The following is an 18,215-nucleotide window of genomic DNA, read 5'->3' as shown; positions in this document are numbered from 1 at the left end:
AAAAACATGAAAACAATTAAAATCAGTTTACTAATACTATTTTTCAATATCCTATATGCAAATGCACAATATCTTAAAGGAGAAAAAAAATACAATCAAGTTGAAACAATAAAAGAAGAATATCAATTTTTAGAACAATCACCAGACAATATTGTGGTAATCGATAATGTTTACGGTTCTATAGATGTGGAAGGTTACAACGGAAAAACAATCAAAATTGAAGTGGTAAAGAAGGTTTCAGCAGATACAAAACAAGATGTTGCTGAAGGTTTGCAAGAAATCGGAGTAAAATCTGCAAAAAAAGGAGATGCAGTTTATATCTATATGGATTCACCGTATTCTAAGTTTGATTTAGAAACAGGAAATTTTGAACATCATGAGTTTAATTTCGGAAGTAGAAGGAATTACAAGCATCGTAAGAAAAGAATGTACAAATATCGTTTAGATTTTAAGGTGAAAGTTCCTAAAAATGTTAGTATAGATGTTAAAGCAATTAATAAAGGAAACATTACGGTAGATAATGTTCATGGAAAATTATTAATCGTGCATAATGTGAATGGAGCAATTGATATGACCAATGTTTCTGGACAAACAGATGTAAATGCTTTGAATAAAGATATTAATATAACCTATGCTAAAAATCCAACTAAAGAAAGCTGGTTTAAATCACTAAACGGAGATATTAATGTGTTATTTAAAAATGGATTAAATGCAGAAATTAGTTACAAAACAATGAATGGAAACTTTTATACAAATTTTGATGTTGAGAAAACAGAGCCACAAGTTTTCAAAATAAAACAGAATTCAAAAAGAGGAGTGAAATATAAACTTAATAAAAGAAAGAATTTTAAAATAGGAAATGGTAAAATTCCTTTTCATTTTGATCAGTTGAATGGAGATGCCATTGTAAAAAAATAAAAGAAGTATGAGATTTATTAAAATAATAATTAGCATTGTTTTCTTAGTTGTTTTTCAACTTTCAGCTCAAGAAACTGTAAAAGTACCATTAACAGACCCATCTAAACCAGGGTTTTTGAAAGTGAAGATTCTTAATGGTTCTATAAAAGTAAAAGGTTCTAATACTAAAGAAGTAATTATAAAAGCTTCCGTAAGAGAAGGAAATAAATACAGAAGTAGGAAAAAGAAAAATCGAAAAGATTTACAAGGTTTAAAACAGATTTCTAATGTGGGATTGGATTTCAGTGTGAAAGAATATAATAATGCAATTGATGTAGATTCTGATAGAAATGGTATTACAGATTTTGAAATAGAGGTGCCAAAAAACTTTTCTTTAAAACTATCAACCTATAATAGTGGAGAAATTTATGTAGAAACTGTAAATGGTATTATGGATGTAAGTAATGCGAACGGAAAAATCACATTAAAAGATATTAGCGGAGCTGTTAGTGCAGATGCTTTAAATAAAGATATTACAGTTAATTTTATTAAAGTTACTCCAAATACACCTATGGCTTTTAGTAGTTTAAATGGAGATATAGATATTACTTTTCCAAAAAGTTTAAAAGCAGATGTAAGAATTAAATCTGAACGAGGCGATATTTTTACCGATTACGATTTAAAATCGAAGCCTGTTAAAAGTAAAACTTCTAAAAGTGAAAGAACTGGTAATGGTTATAAAGTAAAAATAGAAAAATGGATAGAAGGAGCAATTAATGGTGGAGGTCCAGAAATATTATTCAAAAATTATAATGGCGATGTAATTATTCGTTCTAACTAATAGAAAAAAGATCACTTTTTCAGTGATCTTTTTTGTTTATTGTCTTATCAAATAGAACTAGAAAATTCTATGTTGTTACTGATGAATTTTTTAGGTGTGATTTGAGTTTCGGATTTAAAAATTCTATAAAAACTGGCTTCAGAGTTAAAACCACATTCTTTGGCAATTCCTAAAAGAGATAAGTTGTTTAGCTCTCCGTTGAGTAATCGTTTTTTTACTTCTTCAACCCGAGCTTCATTAATTAACGATCTAAAGTTTTTTTTATAATAAGCGTTTATTGTACAGGAGAGTATAGTGTCGTTAATTTCTAGTTTTTTAGCCAAAGAATTTAAAGTCAATTTTGGATCTAAAAAAACCTTATCTGAAGTAATAGCTTTGTTTAGTTGCTGAATAATAGTAAGATCTATATTGTTGTTTTTTTTAGTGTTTTTAAGAGTTAAAATAACATCAATATTCTTAAAACCATTTATGGCCATATAATACACTATAATAGCTATAAGTGAATGATGTAAATCCCAGCGCCAATTAAAAGAAGAATCTAAAACTGAATTCAAAGAGAGGTTAATAATATGAAGTATTGATACGGTGCTTAGTAAAGCAAATAAGGTGTTTAAAAATTTTCTTTCAGAATTTTGTGAAATATTAACTTTAGAAAAATTTTTATTAAAACTTTTTAATTCAATTCCCACTAAGTATAAATAACAAAAACTCATAATTAGTAAAAGGTATTCATCTATATTTTTAGCTTCATTAAAGTACATTGCATTTGTTATCTTTCTTTTTTCTGAAAAAATGCGAGTTTGCATTGCTGCGATATACATTATTATTGAGTATGATTGAGAAATTAGAAATGGAACAAAATGGAGCCAATCTTTTTTTCTAAATTTAAAATCGACATTTTTGATTGATAAAAAATAGAAATAAAATAGTGGAGGTATTGCTAACTCTACACTATTAGGGAAATATCCGAAACCATGAATTTCCCAAAGATTTAAAGATAACAATAACATTTTTGTATTTAACCAAACAAAAGCTAAAATACCTAAAGCGAGAAATTTATTAGATTTTTTAAGAGTTGATTTTTTTAATAATATAATACTACAAACTATTCCTGTTGTAATTCCGATTAACACAGATAAATCGAAAAAAGATAATTGTATATGCATATCTTAATTTTATAAAAGAGTAGATTATTATAATAACAATTAAAAATATAATTTGTTACAGTAATTTTATTTTTCAATTATAAACAAGCGTGTATACAATTATCTTTTATTAATAGATATTTAACAATATTCTAGTTCTTTAACGAAAGGCTTTGTTTCCATTTCGTTTTTTACATCTTGAATAAATAAATCTATTTGTTCTTTGGTTACGTTTGGCATACAAATAATATGGGTTATATCATCTTCTGTAGCTAATTGCCACTTGTTTTTTAAATTGTCAGATATTTTTGGGAAAACTATAGTTATAGATCCCGGATTACTCCAAGCATTAATTCCTATATTTTGTAGTTGTTGTCTACAATAATTTGCAGTTTCAATACTATGTTTATATCTGGTTTTTAGCCCTTCGACTCCCATTTTTTGAATTGCATACCATAAAAATAATGGACTATGACCATTTCTAGAACCTGTGATTGTGGTGTCTAAAGAGCCGATATATGAAATTCCTTTAGATACACGATCTCTTAAAGATTTCTTTGTAATAATTACTCCAGCAGGTATTGGTGAACCAATAAATTTATGCCCGCTTATAGAAATACTATCTGCTCCGTCTATGAAATCAAAAGGGCTTCGAGGTTCTGCAAAAGCACCAAATGTTCCTGATAAAGCACCATCACAATGGATGTAATGATCTTGTATTGCTAATTTTTTTAATATTAGTTTTATTTTAGAAACATCATCTTTAGCTTCTTTCATGGTAGTTCCGTGAGTTGCTAAAATGATTGCAGGCTTATGTCTGTTAAATTTTAAAGTTTCTTCTAAATCTTCATAATCTATTTCACCATTTTCTTGAGATCGAATAACGATACTAGGGATGTTTAGTAAATGAATGTTTTTTTTAACGCTATAATGTGTAGATTCAGAGTAATATACCATGGCTTTAGGATACATTTCTCTAGCTATATATAATCCATATAAATTACTTTCAGATCCTCCATTTGTGACATATCCCCAATAATCTTTTGGGTTTGCTCTAAATAATTTAGCAAAGAAATCTACAACTTCACGCTCAATTTCATGGGTATGTACTTTGTATGTGCTGTCTTCAAAAGGATCTCCTAAATTATTTATAGGATATTTTAAGAAATCATATAAAGTTGAGTAATCAAAATCTTTTGATACAGGATATCCTAAAAACGAATCTCTAGCATTTTTTACCTTATCTAATAAATTACTTAAACGGTCATTTAAAGAGTTATCAATCTTCATTAGTTGTTGTGAATAAAATTGTCTTCAAATATATGTATATGAAGAATATTAAACTATTTTACCTGTTAAATTAGATAAAAAATCTATTTTTAAATTTTTAAGTAAACTTTATTTCTTTTTGAAATATATTAATGTCTAATTTTTAGAAATATCTTCTGATTATGGATGCTGTAGATAAAAAAATACTAAATGAATTACAGAATAATGCAAAGCAAAATACAAAGCAAATTGCAGCTAAAATAGGATTGTCAGTTACTCCAACTTATGAAAGAATAAAAAGGTTGGAGAAAAATGGTACTATTAAGAAGTATGTGGCTTTAATTGATCGTGAAATCATCGGGAAACAAATCATAGCTTATTGTCAAATTACATTGTTCAAACATCAAAAAAGTTTGATTGATGAGTTTAAAAAAAAGATGCTCGATTTATATGAAGTTATGGAGTGTCATCATGTTTCTGGTAATTTCGATTTTCTGATAAAAATAGTGGTAAATGATATGAATAGTTTTCAGGTATTTATTAATGAAAAATTATCGGTAGTGGAAGGTATTTCAATAATACATAGTTCTTTCGTATTAGATTCTTTTAAGGAATCAACAAAGTATTCATTATAACTTATGTTTTTATTTTTGAAAAAAAGATCATTAAGTATTCTTAATGATCTTTAGATTAATCGGGTGTGTTTTATTGGTTGTTTTCTAGTTAAAAAACACGTTTATTAGTGTTTTAGTGAGTGGTTTTTTGCTTTTTGTTTTAATCTTTGAAGTTAAAGTTATGTGGTTTCATTTTAACTAATTTTGCTTTTTATATTAGTTCGAGTTTTTTAATTTTTTCCAATACAGAAAACCGAAGATTAAAATTAAATCAATACAAATAAAGTTACTTATTAACATGTAATTAAAGTTATCGATTACTTCTGTGGTTGATAATACAGTAACCTTAAAGTGATTGTTAGCGGCGTGAAAAAAAGCAGCAATAAATATTGAATTTTTGTTGAAACCGATGTAGGCAATAATTATAGATGAAGCAATACAAATAAGAGGATACGTTATAAAAGCTTCTATATAAGGATAATGTTGAAAATTGTATCCTTGTAAAGCTGCGGGTAAATGCCAAATTCCCCATACAAACCCGAGTATAAAAACACCTTTGAATTTTCCGTATGAATTAAAAAGTTTGTCTTGTAAATAACCTCTCCAGCCAATTTCTTCACCCATTACTAATATCGTCATAGCTAAATAACCAAATAATAAAAGTGCAGCATTTTTAGGGAAAGTTCCTAAAATAGACCAATCAGGATTAGTTCGAAATCCTAGTGAAATTTGAATAAAGAAATCAATACTTACATAAACTAAAGGTATTAATATTGCTAGAAATATTCCTTTTGCAGATGGCTTGTAAAAGTTTAATGATTTCCAATTACCACCTTCTCGTTTATTAATTATTATGGCTAATAAAGCAGGCATAATTGCTAACAATAATTCTGATACAGCTCTAACAATAATACTTGTTGACGTATCTAATAAATTATATGTAGTAAAACCAATTGCCCAAGAAATAATAAGAATTAAAAGAATGTAATTTAAAGACTTTTTTAGGTCTGATTTTTGTTTTGTTTTTGTCTGAATTGTAGTGTTCATAGTTGATACTCATTTTAAATTTTGAGCAAATCAACTGATAAACAAGAATCAAATCGACTCATTGGAAGCAATGATACCTTTTTCTATGCTTTTTTTATATTGAAGAGGTGTAATGCCTTCACTATTTTTAAATACTCTATTAAAGGTTGCTTTGGAATTGAATCCAGAATCGAATGCAATGGCAAGTAAGGTTAGTTGATTGGAATCACCTTTTTGAATACTTTCTTTAAAATTTTGAATTCGATATGAATTTACATAATCATAAAAGTTAGTTTTCAAATACTGATTGATGAAATTAGAAAGTTTTTTATCTGAAACCTCAAGAGCATCCGCTGTTTCTCTTAATGTTAAATTTTGTTGTTTAAATAACCGTCTGTTTTCAAATAATTCTTTCATTTTTTTCTCTAATTCTATAAACTCATCAGAATGAATTAGAGTAGGAGATTCGACATATAGTTTAGTGCCTTTTTTTTCTATTTCTTGAGTTATCAAAAAAACTTGAGATTGATTTAATCCATAATATCCCATATACCAGATTAACCCTGTTAAGTATAAGAGATTAATAAAAAGTACCAATTGAAGAGAAGGGTATGCGAATAAGATTCCACCGCAAATTATATCAATTATTAACAAAGAAATCAATCCATTTACCCATATCGAAAACCATTTTAAATCGATGTTTTTTGTAAAAGAGTAATTCTTTTTAAGGGTAGTTCTATATTTTTTTAAAGTTCTATAGCAATTGTACAAACAGTAAATAAAGTAAATAGAACCTAAAAATGGAATAATGTAGATTAGAGTACTATAATTAAATCCTTGTTCATTTGTTGGAATTTTAAGAATATAACTAGGCAACGTAAACGTTAGTAACCCAATAAAGAAAGGGATTAAATCCTTAATTACTTTTTGGATAGTGATTTTACTATAAATAGCTTGTACATAATTTAATAATAATGGACCTAAAGCCATATAAATAATTGACCCCAGTGGTAGTATTATAGCACTAATAGCATCACTTTGGATATATGAAGAAGCATAAGTTAAAAACAAAACAAGTAAACATACTAATATGTATGCTAATATCTGATTTGAAAATTGCTTTTTAAATCTGTTTATAACAAGAAGAATCAATAAAAGATTTAATGTGATTCCGGAATAAACTATAAATAGGAAGAAATCTTGCAATTTGTTTGTTTTAATTAGCTGTAAAAGTATTAATATAAAGTTGTGTTTTTGTCCTTTTTTTGAAGTTCTTTAATGAAATAAGAAGGGTATAATTTTGTTTTCTTTTGGAAAGCTAAAGAGAATGTTTCTTGATTATTAAAGCCACATTCTAAGGCTATCGACTTTATTGTATATGCTCTAAATTGAGAATCTTTTTTTAGTTTTTTTATAGCATAATCGATTCTTAAATTATTAAGGTAAGTAGAAAAGTTTGTTCCTTTCTTTGAGTTGATAACTTTAGATAAATAAGAACTGTTAGTATTTAATTTTTTGGCTAATGAACTAAGTGTAGCTCTTTTATTTAAATAAAATTTAGTGTTTTCATAGTCATTTAATTTTTGAAGGATTTCTTTGGCTAATTCTTCCGATATTCCTGAAGTTTTTTTCTGAATTATTTCGGGTTTGGTATTTTCTTCAGAATTCAGAATATCTTCAAATCTTTTTTTATAATCTCTATTGCGTTTTATTAAAAATAAAGTAACTAATGTAAGGATAGAAATTACAGATATAAAAACTCCTTTGAAAACTGAATTTTTTTTCTGATTATCTTTTAAACTAGAGATAATATTTTCTTTTTCTTTGATTAAGTTAGGAATCTCATAACCTTTGGTAATTTGTTTAGAAACTGTTCTATATTTTTCATTATAAACAGAGTCAAAATTCATTAGAGCATTAATGTAAAAGAGTTGATTTTTATAATCTTCTTTATTTTTATAATAATCAATAATAAAATCATAGCCTTCTAAAATTTCTAGAGCTACATCATTAGTCTCTAAAAGAAATTCATGAGATTCTTTTAAGTATTTAATTCCTTTTTCTTTTTCTCCTAACGCATAATAAGTTTTACCTATATAAGAATTATTAATAGCTGTGGTTAAGTGATCATGCTGATTTTTTATAATTTCTTTACTTTTTAAAAGTAAACTTAAAGCTTTGTCATAATTCTTCAAATAATAATTGTTTATACCAGAGTTCATAACAAATCGAATTCTGACCATATCATCCTTGCTATTTTTCATTCCTGCAATACCTTGATTAATAATTATCTGTGCAGAATCATGTTTTTTGGTGTAAATTAAAGCGTCGCAATATGCATACAAACCTCTGTAATAGTAGTATTTCTTTCTTGGGATTTGAAGTTTTTTTATATCGTCTATATGTTTTTTGAACAACTCTTTGGCTTCTTCACGAAAGCCTAGCCTGTATTTTAAAGCAGCGATATCAAATTTTATACTCGCACGTTCAAAAGTATTGGGTAAAGAAAATTGTAAAGCTTTCAGATAAAATTCTAATGCATCATTAAATTCACCAAAAGTATGATAAATTATACCGATATGCTCGTAGGCAATTGCAGGATATTTAGGATGATTTTTTATCTTTTTACTAATATTTAAAATACTATCAGAATAAGCTATTCCTATTTCTTTTTCATTAGAGTGAAGTCGAGAAAGGAAATAGTAACCATTGCATATTTTTAAAGTATCTTTCTCTTTTTTTGCTTTTAATAGATAAGCTTCGGCATGATTAAAAGCAATCGTAGAATCTATTCGTGTTTTTTGAAAACTAACTTTTAAATCTTCGTAATTAAGTTTAGATAAAGAATCAATATTATTTTGAGAATATATAGTAGTATTACTATTTAGTAATATTTCAATAATTAAGAATATAACAAGTTTTATTTTTAACATATTTTAAACATAAAAAAAGATCACTAAGTAAAATTAGTGATCTTTAAACAAACAACTAAATTCTAAAACCTATAAAAGTTGAAGAAATTGTTAAGCCCGAAGGCTAATATTGTTAGAAGCAGTATTTATTTTCTGCTTTTAATTTTTCAGCAATAGTATTGCGTAACTCAATTACGTTAGGGTAGTTTGTATATTTAGTGAAACGCTTAAGTCCCATTAACATCATACGTTGCTCATCACCTTCAGCGAAAGAAACAATACCTTCTCTAGCACTTTGAGTAATAATTTCTACAGCGTTATATAAATATAATTTAGCCATAGCGATTTTCTCCTTTTGAGCATCTTCACCAAAACGCTTAACGTTTTTCTCTGTTCTTAAAATACCAGATTCAGCCATGTAAATTTCGATTAAGATGTTAGAAGCAGCAGTTAATAACTGTTGGTGCTTTTCTAAATCTGGACCGAACTTTTGTAATGCAGCTCCAGCAACCATTAAGAATACTTTCTTTAATCTTCCGATAAGATCTTTTTCTTCAGAGAATAGCTCAGAAAAATCTGGAACATCGAAAGAAGGAATACCCATTAATTCATTTCCAACAGCAGTTGCTGGTCCTAATAAATCAACATGGCCTTTCATTGCTTTCTTAACTAACATTCCTACAGAAAGTAATCTGTTAATTTCGTTAGTACCTTCGTAAATACGTGCAATACGAGCATCTCTCCAAGCTGATTCCATTGGAGTTTCTTCAGAGAATCCCATACCACCAAAAATTTGGATTCCTTCGTCTGCACAGTTTTGAATATCTTCAGAAACAGCAACTTTTAAGATAGAGCATTCGATTGCATATTCTTCAACACCTTTTAATTCAGCTTCTTGATGCGTATTTCCTTCAGATTCACGAATAGCGATTCTATCTTCAATGTTTTTAGCAGCTCTATAAGAAGCAGATTCACCAACGTAAGCGTTAGTAGCCATTTCAGCTAACTTAGACTTGATAGCTCCAAATTCAGAAATTGGAGTTTTAAATTGCTTACGCTCGTTAGCATATTTTACTGCTTCAGTAATAACTCTTCTTTGAGAATCTAAACAAGCAGCAGCTAATTTGATACGACCAACGTTTAATGCGTTCATCGCAATTTTAAATCCACCACCACGCTCAGATAACATGTTTTCAACAGGAACTAATGTGTCGTTAAAGAAAACCTGACGTGTAGAAGAAGCTCTAATACCTAATTTGTGCTCTTCTTCACCTAAAGTTACTCCATTAGGATTGTCTTTATCGTATTCTAAGATAAATCCAGTAATATTTTTATCATCTTCGATACGAGCAAAAACGATGAAAATCTCAGCGAATCCTGCATTAGAGATCCACATTTTTTGTCCGTTAATTTTATAATGCTTTCCGTCTTCAGTTAACTCAGCAGTAGTTTTACCAGAGTTAGCATCAGATCCTGCACCTGGCTCAGTTAAACAGTAAGCTCCAAAACGCTCACCCATAGCTAAAGCTGGTACATATTTTTTCTTTTGTTCTTCAGTACCATATAAAGTAATTGGCATAGTACCAATACCTGTATGTGCACCAAAAGCAGTACTGAAAGAACCTGTTCCACTAGAAATGTAATCACAAGTTAACATTGTAGAAACAAATCCCATTCCTAATCCTCCATATGCTTCAGGAACAGCAACGCCTAAGAAACCTAATTCTCCTGCTTTGCGCATTGTTTCTTCAGTTAATGCATAATCTTTAGCCTCGAAACGAGTTTTATGAGGAATAATTTCACGATCGTTAAATTCGATAACCGCGTCTCTCATCATTGTTTGCTCCTCAGTAAAATCTTCAGGAGTAAATATATCTTCGCAATTAGTTTCTTTTACTAAGAATTGTCCTCCTCGTAAAATGTCTTTATTTAATGTTTCAGCCATCTTTTTGTATTATAATTTTTTGTTACGTTAGTTTAAGAATTCAAAAATACCAGCAGCTCCCTGTCCAGTACCTACACACATAGTTACCATTCCGTATTTATTCTTCATCTCACGCTTACGCATTTCATCGAATAATTGAACAGATAACTTCGCTCCTGTACATCCTAACGGATGACCTAAAGCAATAGCTCCACCATTTACGTTGATTATATCTGGATTTAATCCTAATTCTCTAATTACAGCTAATGATTGAGAAGCAAACGCTTCATTTAACTCAATTAAGTCAATATCGTTTTGTTGTAAACCAGCTTGTTTTAATGCCTTTGGAATAGCAGCAACAGGTCCGATTCCCATAATTCTTGGAGGAACACCAGCGGCAGCATAACTTACCATGCGAGCAATTGGTTCAAGGTTTAATTCTTTCACCATATCTTCACTCATAACCATTACGAAAGCAGCTCCATCACTTGTTTGAGAAGAGTTACCAGCAGTAACAGATCCGTTAGCAGCAAATACTGGACGTAATCTTTGTAAACCTTCAATAGTAGAACCTTTACGAGGTCCTTCATCCTTAGTTACAGTAAATTTACGAGTCGCTTTCTTTCCTTTACTATCGATGTATGTTTCCTCAACTTCGATAGGAACGATTTGATCTTGGAAACGATCTTCTGATTGTGCTTTTAATGCTTTTAAATGAGAATTTAAAGCAAACTCATCTTGATCTTCACGAGAAATTTTATACTCTTGAGCTACAGCTTCAGCAGTATTTCCCATTCCCCAGTAATAATCTTCATGACCAGCATTCACAATGTTGTAGTTTAATTCTGGTTTGAAACCTGTCATAGGAACAGAAGTCATACTTTCAGCACCACCGGCAATAATACATTCAGCCATTCCTGATTGAATTTTTGCCACAGCCATTCCAATTGTTTCTAATCCTGAAGAACAGAAACGGTTAACAGTAACACCAGGAACATCAACAGAGTTCAATCCTATTAATGAAATGATACGAGCCATGTTTAATCCTTGAGATCCTTCTGGCATAGCATTTCCTACAATTACATCATCAATACGTTTTACGTCAAACTCAGGAAGTTTTCCCATCATGTATTGAATTGTCTCAGCAGCTAACTCATCTGCTCTCTTAAATCTAAAACCACCTCTTTTTGACTTTCCTACGGCAGTTCTATATCCTTTTACTATATATGCTGTTTTCATTGTTTAGTTTCTTAATGGTTTACCAGTTTTTAACATGTGCTGAATACGCTCTAATGTTTTACGTTCTGTAGTTAGACTTAAGAACGCTTCACGTTCGATGTCTAATAAATACTGTTCAGAAACTTTTGTTGGTTCTGATAAATCTCCACCAGCCATTACATAAGCTAGTTTGTTTGCAATCTTTTGATCGTGTTCTGAAATAAAGTTACTTGCTTGCATAGAATCAGTAGCTACCATAAATGCACCTAATGCTTGTTTACCAAGAACTAATACATCGTTACGGTGTACTGGTTGTGTATATCCTGCATCAGCTAATAATAATGCATGTTTTTTAGCTTCAGCGATTTGACGATCTCTATTTACTACAACAACATCTTTACCTTTTTGTAATAAACCTAAATCAAATGCTTCGTAAGCAGAAGTAGATACTTTAGCCATACCGATAGTTAAGAAATACTCTTGTAAAACATTTAATTGAACATCTCCAGTACGGAAAGTATCAGATGCTCTTAAAGCCATTTCTTTAGATCCACCACCACCAGGGATAACTCCAACACCAAACTCCACTAATCCCATATAAGTTTCAGCAGCAGCAACAACTTTATCTGCGTGTAATGACAATTCACATCCTCCACCTAAAGCCATTCCATGAGGCGCAGCAATAACTGGAATAGATGAATAACGCATACGCATCATAGTATCTTGGAAATACTTAATAGCCATGTTTAACTCATCGTATTCTTGCTCAACAGCCATCATAAAGATCATTCCGATGTTTGCACCTACAGAGAAGTTTGCTCCTTGGTTACCAACAACTAATCCTTCGAAGTCTTTTTCAGCTAGGTCAACAGCTTTGTTTAATCCAGCTAAAACGTCTCCACCGATTGTGTTCATTTTAGATTGGAATTCACAGTTTAAGATACCGTCTCCTAAATCTTCAATTACAACCCCAGAGTTTTTGAATACCTCTTTAGATTTTCTAATGTTATCTAAGATGATAAATGCATCTTGACCAGGCTTTTTAACCTGAGATTTTTCATTTACATCATAGTAATATGTAGCTCCATCTTTAACGGTATAGAAAGCAGTTTCTCCTTTAGCTACCATTTCAGTAACCCAAGCAGCAGGCTCTTTTCCTTCAGCTTTCATTAATTCGATACCTTTTTCAACTCCAACAGCATCCCAAATTTCGAATGGTCCATTTTCCCAACCGAAACCAGCTTTCATGGCATCATCAATTCTATATAATTCGTCAGAAATTTCTGGAATTCTATTTTGAACATAAGCAAACATTGAAGCAAAGTTCTTACGGTAGAATTCTCCAGCTTTATCTTTACCACCAACTAATACTTTAAAGCGATCAATTGGCTTATCTATAGTTTTCGTCAATTCTAAAGTAGCGAAAGAAGCTCTTTTCTTAGAACGATATTCCATCGTGTCTAAATCTAATGTTAAGATTTCTTTTTTTCCTTCAGCATTTACCGACTTCTTATAGAAACCTTGTTTTGTTTTACTACCTAACCATTTATTTTCCATCATTGTGTTGATGAAATCTGGTAATTTAAATAAGTCGTGAGCTTCGTCGTCTGGACAATTATCGTAAATTCCATTAGCTACATGTACTAATGTATCCAAACCTACAACATCTACAGTACGGAAAGTAGCTGATTTAGGACGACCAATTACTGGTCCAGTTAATTTATCAACTTCTTCAACTGTTAAACCTAATTCTTTTACTTGGTGGAAAAGTGATTGAATTCCGAAAATACCAATACGGTTTCCTATAAAAGCTGGTGTATCTTTAGCTAATACTGAAGTTTTTCCTAAGAACTTATCTCCATATTCCATTAAGAAGTCAGTAACTTCTTGTTTACAGTCTGGTCCAGGAACAACTTCGAATAATTTTAAGTAACGAGGTGGGTTAAAGAAGTGAGTTACAGCAAAATGTTTTCTGAAGTCTTCGCTTCTTCCTTCATTCATAAATTTGATAGGAATACCAGAAGTATTAGAAGAAATTATAGTACCAGGAGTACGATATTTTTCTACTTTTTCAAAAACACTTTGTTTAATATCTAAACGTTCAACAACAACTTCCATTACCCAATCAACATCTTTAATTAGGTGTAAATCATCATCAATATTACCTGTAGTAATTCTATCAGCAAACTTTTTGTTGTAGATAGGGGACGGTTTAGATTTTAAAGAAGCCGTTAAAGCATCGTTTACTAAACGATTACGAACAACTTTGTCTTCTAGAGTTAATCCTTTTGCTTTCTCTTTGTCTGTTAGTTCTCTTGGTACAATGTCCAAAAGTAATACATCAACACCGATGTTAGCAAAGTGACAAGCGATACCAGATCCCATAATACCTGATCCAATAATCGCTACCTTTTTAATTCTTCTTTTGCTCATTACTTATATAGGTTTGAATTTTTATACAGCTTGAGAAGATATATCTCCGTATATCTTTTTTTCAGCTATAAGCTTGTTTATAATTTCTGTTACTTTAAAGAAATTTTGAATTTCTTTATCCGTTAAACGTTCTCGAACTTTATTATTAAATTGGTAAACATGACCTTTGGAAATTTCACGCTTTTCTTTACCAAATTCTGTAAGTTTAATTATTACACTTCTACCATCCTCAGGATTTTTCTCTCTTAGGATTAAACCTTTATCTTCCATAGATTTTAAAATTCTAGAAAGACTTGTCGGCTCCATTCCCATTAAAGGACCTAAAGAAGTAGAAGGTGTTCCGTTCTCGTAATCAATATTTAATAGTACAAAAGCCATAGCCATAGTACTATCGTGTTTTGATGCTTGTTCATTATACATCTTAGCTACAGCTTGCCATGTAGCTCTTAATTGGTGATCTATTGATTTACTTTTATCCATATAACATTTTCAAAGATATAAAATTTTATTATGCATGCATAGTAAATTGATAAAAAATTATGCATGCATAATAAAATTTAACGATTATTTATAGGTAAGTGTTGAGATTATGGGATTGTAACTTTAATATTTTTAATAGATTATCATTTTTTTAAGCAAAACAAAAAAATTAAATGATTGATTCTTTTAGATTGTGAATTGGTGTTGAATTCGTTTTTAAAGCTTTTTTATTAAAGATTAAGTTTTTGAAAAGAATAATTTTTTGTAACATATTTTAATATAATATTACTAATACTCTTAAAAGTGTGTAAGTTTGTGATAAAACTTGATCAAGCTATAATCAAACAACCAAAAATCAATGAATAATTTATTAGAAATTAATAATGTAGTAAAGAGCTATGGTGACTATACTGCATTAAACAATGTATCGATGCACATTCCTAAAGGAAGTGTTTTTGGACTTCTTGGTCCTAATGGTGCTGGGAAAACATCATTAATTAGAATAATTAATCAAATTACAATGCCTGATAATGGAGAAGTAATTTTAGATGGAGAAAAACTTGCTCCTCATCATATAGAACAAATAGGCTATTTGCCAGAAGAAAGAGGGTTGTATAAATCTATGAAAGTAGGAGACCAAGCTTTATACCTAGCTCAATTAAAAGGTATGAGTAAATCTGAAGCCAAAAAAAGATTAAAGTACTGGTTTGAAAAGTTTGAAATTACAGCTTGGTGGAATAAAAAGATAGAAGAATTATCTAAAGGGATGGCTCAAAAAGTACAATTTATTGTAACGGTACTTCATCAACCTAAATTATTAATTTTCGATGAGCCATTCTCTGGTTTCGATCCAATTAATGCTCAATTGATAGCTAAAGAAATTTTACAATTAAGAGATGAAGGAGCGACTATTATTTTCTCTACACATAGAATGGAAAGTGTAGAGGAAATGTGTGACTACATTGCATTAATAAATAAATCTAATAAAATTTTAGACGGTAAGTTAGATGATATCAAGCGTCAATACAGAACTAATGTTTTTGAGGTAGGTTTAAAAACTGATTCACCTGAGGAAGTAAAACAAAAGTTGAGTCAGAATTTTGAAGTTTCTCCAGCGGATTTTAAATCTTTAAATGAAGGGTTAAAATTAAATGTAAAACTAACAGGAGAAAATAAGGCTAATGATTTGTTATCGTTTTTAACTTCAAATGGTCAAGTAAACCATTTTGTAGAATTAGTACCTAGTGCAAACGATATTTTTATTCAAACAATAAACAAAACAATTTAAGATGAACAAGTTAAAGTTAATTATACAACGCGAGTTTATTGCAAAGGTTAAAAATAGATCATTTATAATTATGACTTTTTTAAGTCCATTATTAATGGTAGGAATGGGAGCTTTAGTATTTTTCTTGACCAAGAAAAATGAAGAAAAAGTTAAAAAAATAGTTTTTGTTGATGAGTCAGGAATTTTTTCTAAAGATGTATTTAAAGATTCAAAAACGTTACAATTTGAAGATTATACAAAGTTAGGTATAGAAGAAACTAAGAAAAAAGTAGAAGAAGGTGATTATTATGGAGCGTTATATATTCCAAAAAAAGATAGTTTAGAAGTTTTAGCGAAATCAATAGAATTTTACTCAAAAGATTCTCCTGGATTAACTATAATGGATAATATTGAAAGAAAGGTGGATGCGCGTTTGCGTAACCTTAAATTAACAGATTTTGGTATAGATTTAGAAAAAATTAAAGCATCTAAAATTTCTTCAGATGTTAAAATGTATAATTTTTCAGGAGAAGAATCATCAAAAGCTAAAAATGTTGCTAGTATTATTGCTGGTGGTGCTGCTGGATATTTATTGTTTATGTTCGTTTTAATTTACGGAACATCTGTAATGCGTAGTGTTATCGAAGAAAAAACAAGTAGGATTATAGAAGTCATTGTTTCTTCCGTGAAACCTTTCCAGTTAATGCTAGGAAAAATTATAGGTAATGCTTCTGCAGGATTATTACAGTTTTTTATTTGGGGACTTATATTGTTGGTCTTGAGTGTAGTGTTACCAGCAATTTTTGGTGTTAGTTTTACAGAAATGCAAACAGCTCAAGTTTCTGCAGAACAAATGGAAACTATTAAACAAGCAGCAGATATGAGTAAGTTTGAAAAGATAATTCAAGGAGTTTTAGATTTACCATTACTTAAAATGTTTATATTATTTATCTTCTATTTCTTTGGAGGATATATGTTATATAGTTCTTTATTCGCAGCCATTGGTGCAGCGGTAGATAATGAAACAGATTCACAACAGTTTATGACACCAATAATGTTACCTTTAATATTAGGAGTTTATGTAGGTTTCTTTACGGTAATAAATGATCCTCACGGGCCAATTTCAGTTATATTTTCTTATATTCCATTTACTTCACCTATTGTAATGTTAATGCGTATACCATTTGGTGTAGCTTGGTGGGAAATTTTAATTTCGTTATTAATATTAATTCTTACTTTTATGAGTGCAGTATGGGTTGCAGCAAAAATATATAGAGTTGGTATTTTAATGTATGGAAAAAAACCAAACTATAAAGATCTATGGAAATGGATTCGTTATAGTTCATAATAAAAAATAATGAAAGAAATTAATAAAGTATTAAACTATACTTTTCATTACAATGATCATATTAGTATAAGTGTAAAGTCATTACTAATACTAATAGCTGTAATTATGCTAGCGTCATTTCTTTTAAAATTATTTAAAAGATATATAAATGGAAAATTACAAGATCAGGATAAAAATAAATTTGACACTGTTTTTTCTTTTGGAAAATGGTTGTTATACATTATTATTTTCTTAATAACATTACAAAGTTCTGGAGTTCAAATTACAGCAGTTTTTGCAGCATCTACTGCTTTATTAATTGGTGTTGGTTTGGCGCTCCAGACTTTTTTTCAAGATATAATCTCTGGAATCTTCATTATTATGGATCAGAGTGTTCATGTTGGAGATTATATAGAAATTGATGGCAAGGTAGGTAGAGTTGTTGAAATAAAATTAAGAACAACAAGAGCTGTAACCATCGAAAATAAAGTCCTTGTGATTCCTAATCACATGTATTTAAAAAACAGTTTATATAATTGGACACAAAATGGAAGTAAAACTAAAAGTACTGTTGAGGTAGGAGTTGCTTATGGTACAGATGTTCAACTGGTAAAAAAAATATTACTTCAAACAGCCGATGAACATAGACAAATTCTTAAAACTCCAGAACCAATAGTTTTGTTTAAAAATTTTGGAAATAGTTCACTAGATTTTGAATTGATTTTTACAATTCATAATAGTTTCCAATTACCAATTATACAAAGTGATTTGCGTTTTCGAATAGATGAATTATTCAGAGAGCATCAAATTAGTATTCCTTTTCCTCAACGAGATATTCATATTATTGGTAGAAAAGACTAAA

The 18,215-nt window shown here is 29.6% G+C and carries 15 protein-coding genes; 6 read left to right on the top strand and 9 right to left on the bottom strand.

The genetic code is table 11. The annotated features are described in order from the left end of the window. The first annotated feature begins 6 nt into the window (after nucleotides 1-6). Together ACSIGC_RS05895 and ACSIGC_RS05890 are read left to right on the top strand one after the other, a co-directional pair. A complete protein-coding gene (locus ACSIGC_RS05895) occupies nucleotides 7-918 on the top strand; it encodes a DUF4097 family beta strand repeat-containing protein (protein ID WP_442267223.1) in 912 nt (303 codons plus the stop codon). Nucleotides 919-925: 7 nt separating this feature from the next. Next, a complete protein-coding gene (locus ACSIGC_RS05890) occupies nucleotides 926-1,738 on the top strand; it encodes a DUF4097 family beta strand repeat-containing protein (protein ID WP_442267222.1) in 813 nt (270 codons plus the stop codon). 47 nt (nucleotides 1,739-1,785) lie between these two features. Here ACSIGC_RS05890 and ACSIGC_RS05885 read toward each other — a convergent pair whose 3' ends face one another. Together ACSIGC_RS05885 and ACSIGC_RS05880 are read right to left on the bottom strand one after the other, a co-directional pair. Continuing rightward, entirely contained in the window at nucleotides 1,786-2,904 is a 1,119-nt protein-coding gene (locus ACSIGC_RS05885; RefSeq protein WP_442267221.1) for a helix-turn-helix domain-containing protein, read from the bottom strand. Nucleotides 2,905-3,024: 120 nt separating this feature from the next. Then, the gene (locus tag ACSIGC_RS05880; protein ID WP_442267220.1) at nucleotides 3,025-4,173 is read right to left on the bottom strand and encodes a histidine decarboxylase; all 1,149 of its coding nucleotides are present in this window, start codon (nucleotides 4,171-4,173) and stop codon (nucleotides 3,025-3,027) included. Nucleotides 4,174-4,334: 161 nt separating this feature from the next. Here ACSIGC_RS05880 and ACSIGC_RS05875 point away from each other — a divergent pair, with 161 nt between their 5' ends. After that, nucleotides 4,335-4,787 carry an Lrp/AsnC family transcriptional regulator gene (locus tag ACSIGC_RS05875; protein ID WP_442267219.1) on the top strand — a complete coding sequence of 151 codons (453 nt, stop codon included), beginning with the start codon at nucleotides 4,335-4,337 and terminating at the stop codon, nucleotides 4,785-4,787. Between the two features lie 195 nt (nucleotides 4,788-4,982). On the opposite strand, the gene ACSIGC_RS05870 is transcribed toward ACSIGC_RS05875, so the two are convergent. The 7 genes from ACSIGC_RS05870 to ACSIGC_RS05840 form a co-directional block, all read right to left on the bottom strand. Beyond that, a complete protein-coding gene (locus ACSIGC_RS05870; RefSeq protein ID WP_442267218.1) occupies nucleotides 4,983-5,813 on the bottom strand; it encodes a CPBP family intramembrane glutamic endopeptidase in 831 nt (276 codons plus the stop codon). 48 nt (nucleotides 5,814-5,861) lie between these two features. Beyond that, entirely contained in the window at nucleotides 5,862-6,998 is a 1,137-nt protein-coding gene (locus ACSIGC_RS05865; protein WP_442267217.1) for a helix-turn-helix domain-containing protein, read from the bottom strand. Between the two features lie 29 nt (nucleotides 6,999-7,027). Beyond that, nucleotides 7,028-8,725 carry a helix-turn-helix domain-containing protein gene (locus tag ACSIGC_RS05860; protein WP_442267216.1) on the bottom strand — a complete coding sequence of 566 codons (1,698 nt, stop codon included), beginning with the start codon at nucleotides 8,723-8,725 and terminating at the stop codon, nucleotides 7,028-7,030. Nucleotides 8,726-8,837: 112 nt separating this feature from the next. Further along, nucleotides 8,838-10,649 (bottom strand): acyl-CoA dehydrogenase family protein, encoded by a 1,812-nt coding sequence (locus tag ACSIGC_RS05855; protein ID WP_442267215.1) that lies wholly within the window; start codon nucleotides 10,647-10,649, stop codon nucleotides 8,838-8,840. A gap of 27 nt (nucleotides 10,650-10,676) precedes the next feature. After that, nucleotides 10,677-11,867, bottom strand: coding sequence for an acetyl-CoA C-acyltransferase (locus ACSIGC_RS05850; protein WP_442267214.1), 1,191 nt, complete (start codon nucleotides 11,865-11,867; stop codon nucleotides 10,677-10,679). Between the two features lie 3 nt (nucleotides 11,868-11,870). Next, complete coding sequence (locus ACSIGC_RS05845; protein WP_442267213.1) at nucleotides 11,871-14,279, bottom strand: 3-hydroxyacyl-CoA dehydrogenase NAD-binding domain-containing protein; 2,409 nt, start codon at nucleotides 14,277-14,279, stop codon at nucleotides 11,871-11,873. A 21-nt stretch (nucleotides 14,280-14,300) separates the two neighbouring features. After that, nucleotides 14,301-14,759: a MarR family winged helix-turn-helix transcriptional regulator gene (locus tag ACSIGC_RS05840; RefSeq protein ID WP_442267212.1), complete on the bottom strand. Its 459-nt coding sequence runs from the start codon at nucleotides 14,757-14,759 to the stop codon at nucleotides 14,301-14,303. Between the two features lie 358 nt (nucleotides 14,760-15,117). Between ACSIGC_RS05840 and ACSIGC_RS05835 the strand changes: the two genes are divergently transcribed. From ACSIGC_RS05835 to ACSIGC_RS05825, 3 genes are read left to right on the top strand one after another with little or no spacing between them, the layout of a single operon-like run. Then, entirely contained in the window at nucleotides 15,118-16,047 is a 930-nt protein-coding gene (locus ACSIGC_RS05835; protein ID WP_442267211.1) for an ABC transporter ATP-binding protein, read from the top strand. 1 nt (nucleotide 16,048) lies between these two features. Beyond that, nucleotides 16,049-17,374: an ABC transporter permease gene (locus ACSIGC_RS05830; RefSeq protein ID WP_442267210.1), complete on the top strand. Its 1,326-nt coding sequence runs from the start codon at nucleotides 16,049-16,051 to the stop codon at nucleotides 17,372-17,374. Nucleotides 17,375-17,383: 9 nt separating this feature from the next. Continuing rightward, on the top strand, nucleotides 17,384-18,214 hold the full coding sequence (locus ACSIGC_RS05825) for a mechanosensitive ion channel family protein (RefSeq protein ID WP_442267209.1): 831 nt from the start codon (nucleotides 17,384-17,386) through the stop codon (nucleotides 18,212-18,214). Nucleotide 18,215: the final 1 nt, after the last annotated feature.

This window comes from Tenacibaculum aquaeponti (assembly GCF_052084715.1).
Lineage (GTDB): Bacteria > Bacteroidota > Bacteroidia > Flavobacteriales > Flavobacteriaceae > Polaribacter.
This window is presented reverse-complemented; position numbering and strand designations above follow the sequence as displayed.

What these genes read in the sequence shown, in the direction of transcription:
- ACSIGC_RS05850 (WP_442267214.1), bottom strand. Translation starts at nt 11,867, where the DNA reads ATGAAAACAGCATATATAGTAAAAGGATATAGAACTGCCGTAGGAAAG.
- ACSIGC_RS05895 (WP_442267223.1), top strand. Translation starts at nt 7, where the DNA reads ATGAAAACAATTAAAATCAGTTTACTAATACTATTTTTCAATATCCTA.
- ACSIGC_RS05845 (WP_442267213.1), bottom strand. Translation starts at nt 14,279, where the DNA reads ATGAGCAAAAGAAGAATTAAAAAGGTAGCGATTATTGGATCAGGTATT.
- ACSIGC_RS05870 (WP_442267218.1), bottom strand. Translation starts at nt 5,813, where the DNA reads ATGAACACTACAATTCAGACAAAAACAAAACAAAAATCAGACCTAAAA.
- ACSIGC_RS05855 (WP_442267215.1), bottom strand. Translation starts at nt 10,649, where the DNA reads ATGGCTGAAACATTAAATAAAGACATTTTACGAGGAGGACAATTCTTA.
- ACSIGC_RS05840 (WP_442267212.1), bottom strand. Translation starts at nt 14,759, where the DNA reads ATGGATAAAAGTAAATCAATAGATCACCAATTAAGAGCTACATGGCAA.
- ACSIGC_RS05890 (WP_442267222.1), top strand. Translation starts at nt 926, where the DNA reads ATGAGATTTATTAAAATAATAATTAGCATTGTTTTCTTAGTTGTTTTT.
- ACSIGC_RS05830 (WP_442267210.1), top strand. Translation starts at nt 16,049, where the DNA reads ATGAACAAGTTAAAGTTAATTATACAACGCGAGTTTATTGCAAAGGTT.
- ACSIGC_RS05835 (WP_442267211.1), top strand. Translation starts at nt 15,118, where the DNA reads ATGAATAATTTATTAGAAATTAATAATGTAGTAAAGAGCTATGGTGAC.
- ACSIGC_RS05885 (WP_442267221.1), bottom strand. Translation starts at nt 2,904, where the DNA reads ATGCATATACAATTATCTTTTTTCGATTTATCTGTGTTAATCGGAATT.
- ACSIGC_RS05880 (WP_442267220.1), bottom strand. Translation starts at nt 4,173, where the DNA reads ATGAAGATTGATAACTCTTTAAATGACCGTTTAAGTAATTTATTAGAT.
- ACSIGC_RS05860 (WP_442267216.1), bottom strand. Translation starts at nt 8,725, where the DNA reads ATGTTAAAAATAAAACTTGTTATATTCTTAATTATTGAAATATTACTA.
- ACSIGC_RS05825 (WP_442267209.1), top strand. Translation starts at nt 17,384, where the DNA reads ATGAAAGAAATTAATAAAGTATTAAACTATACTTTTCATTACAATGAT.
- ACSIGC_RS05875 (WP_442267219.1), top strand. Translation starts at nt 4,335, where the DNA reads ATGGATGCTGTAGATAAAAAAATACTAAATGAATTACAGAATAATGCA.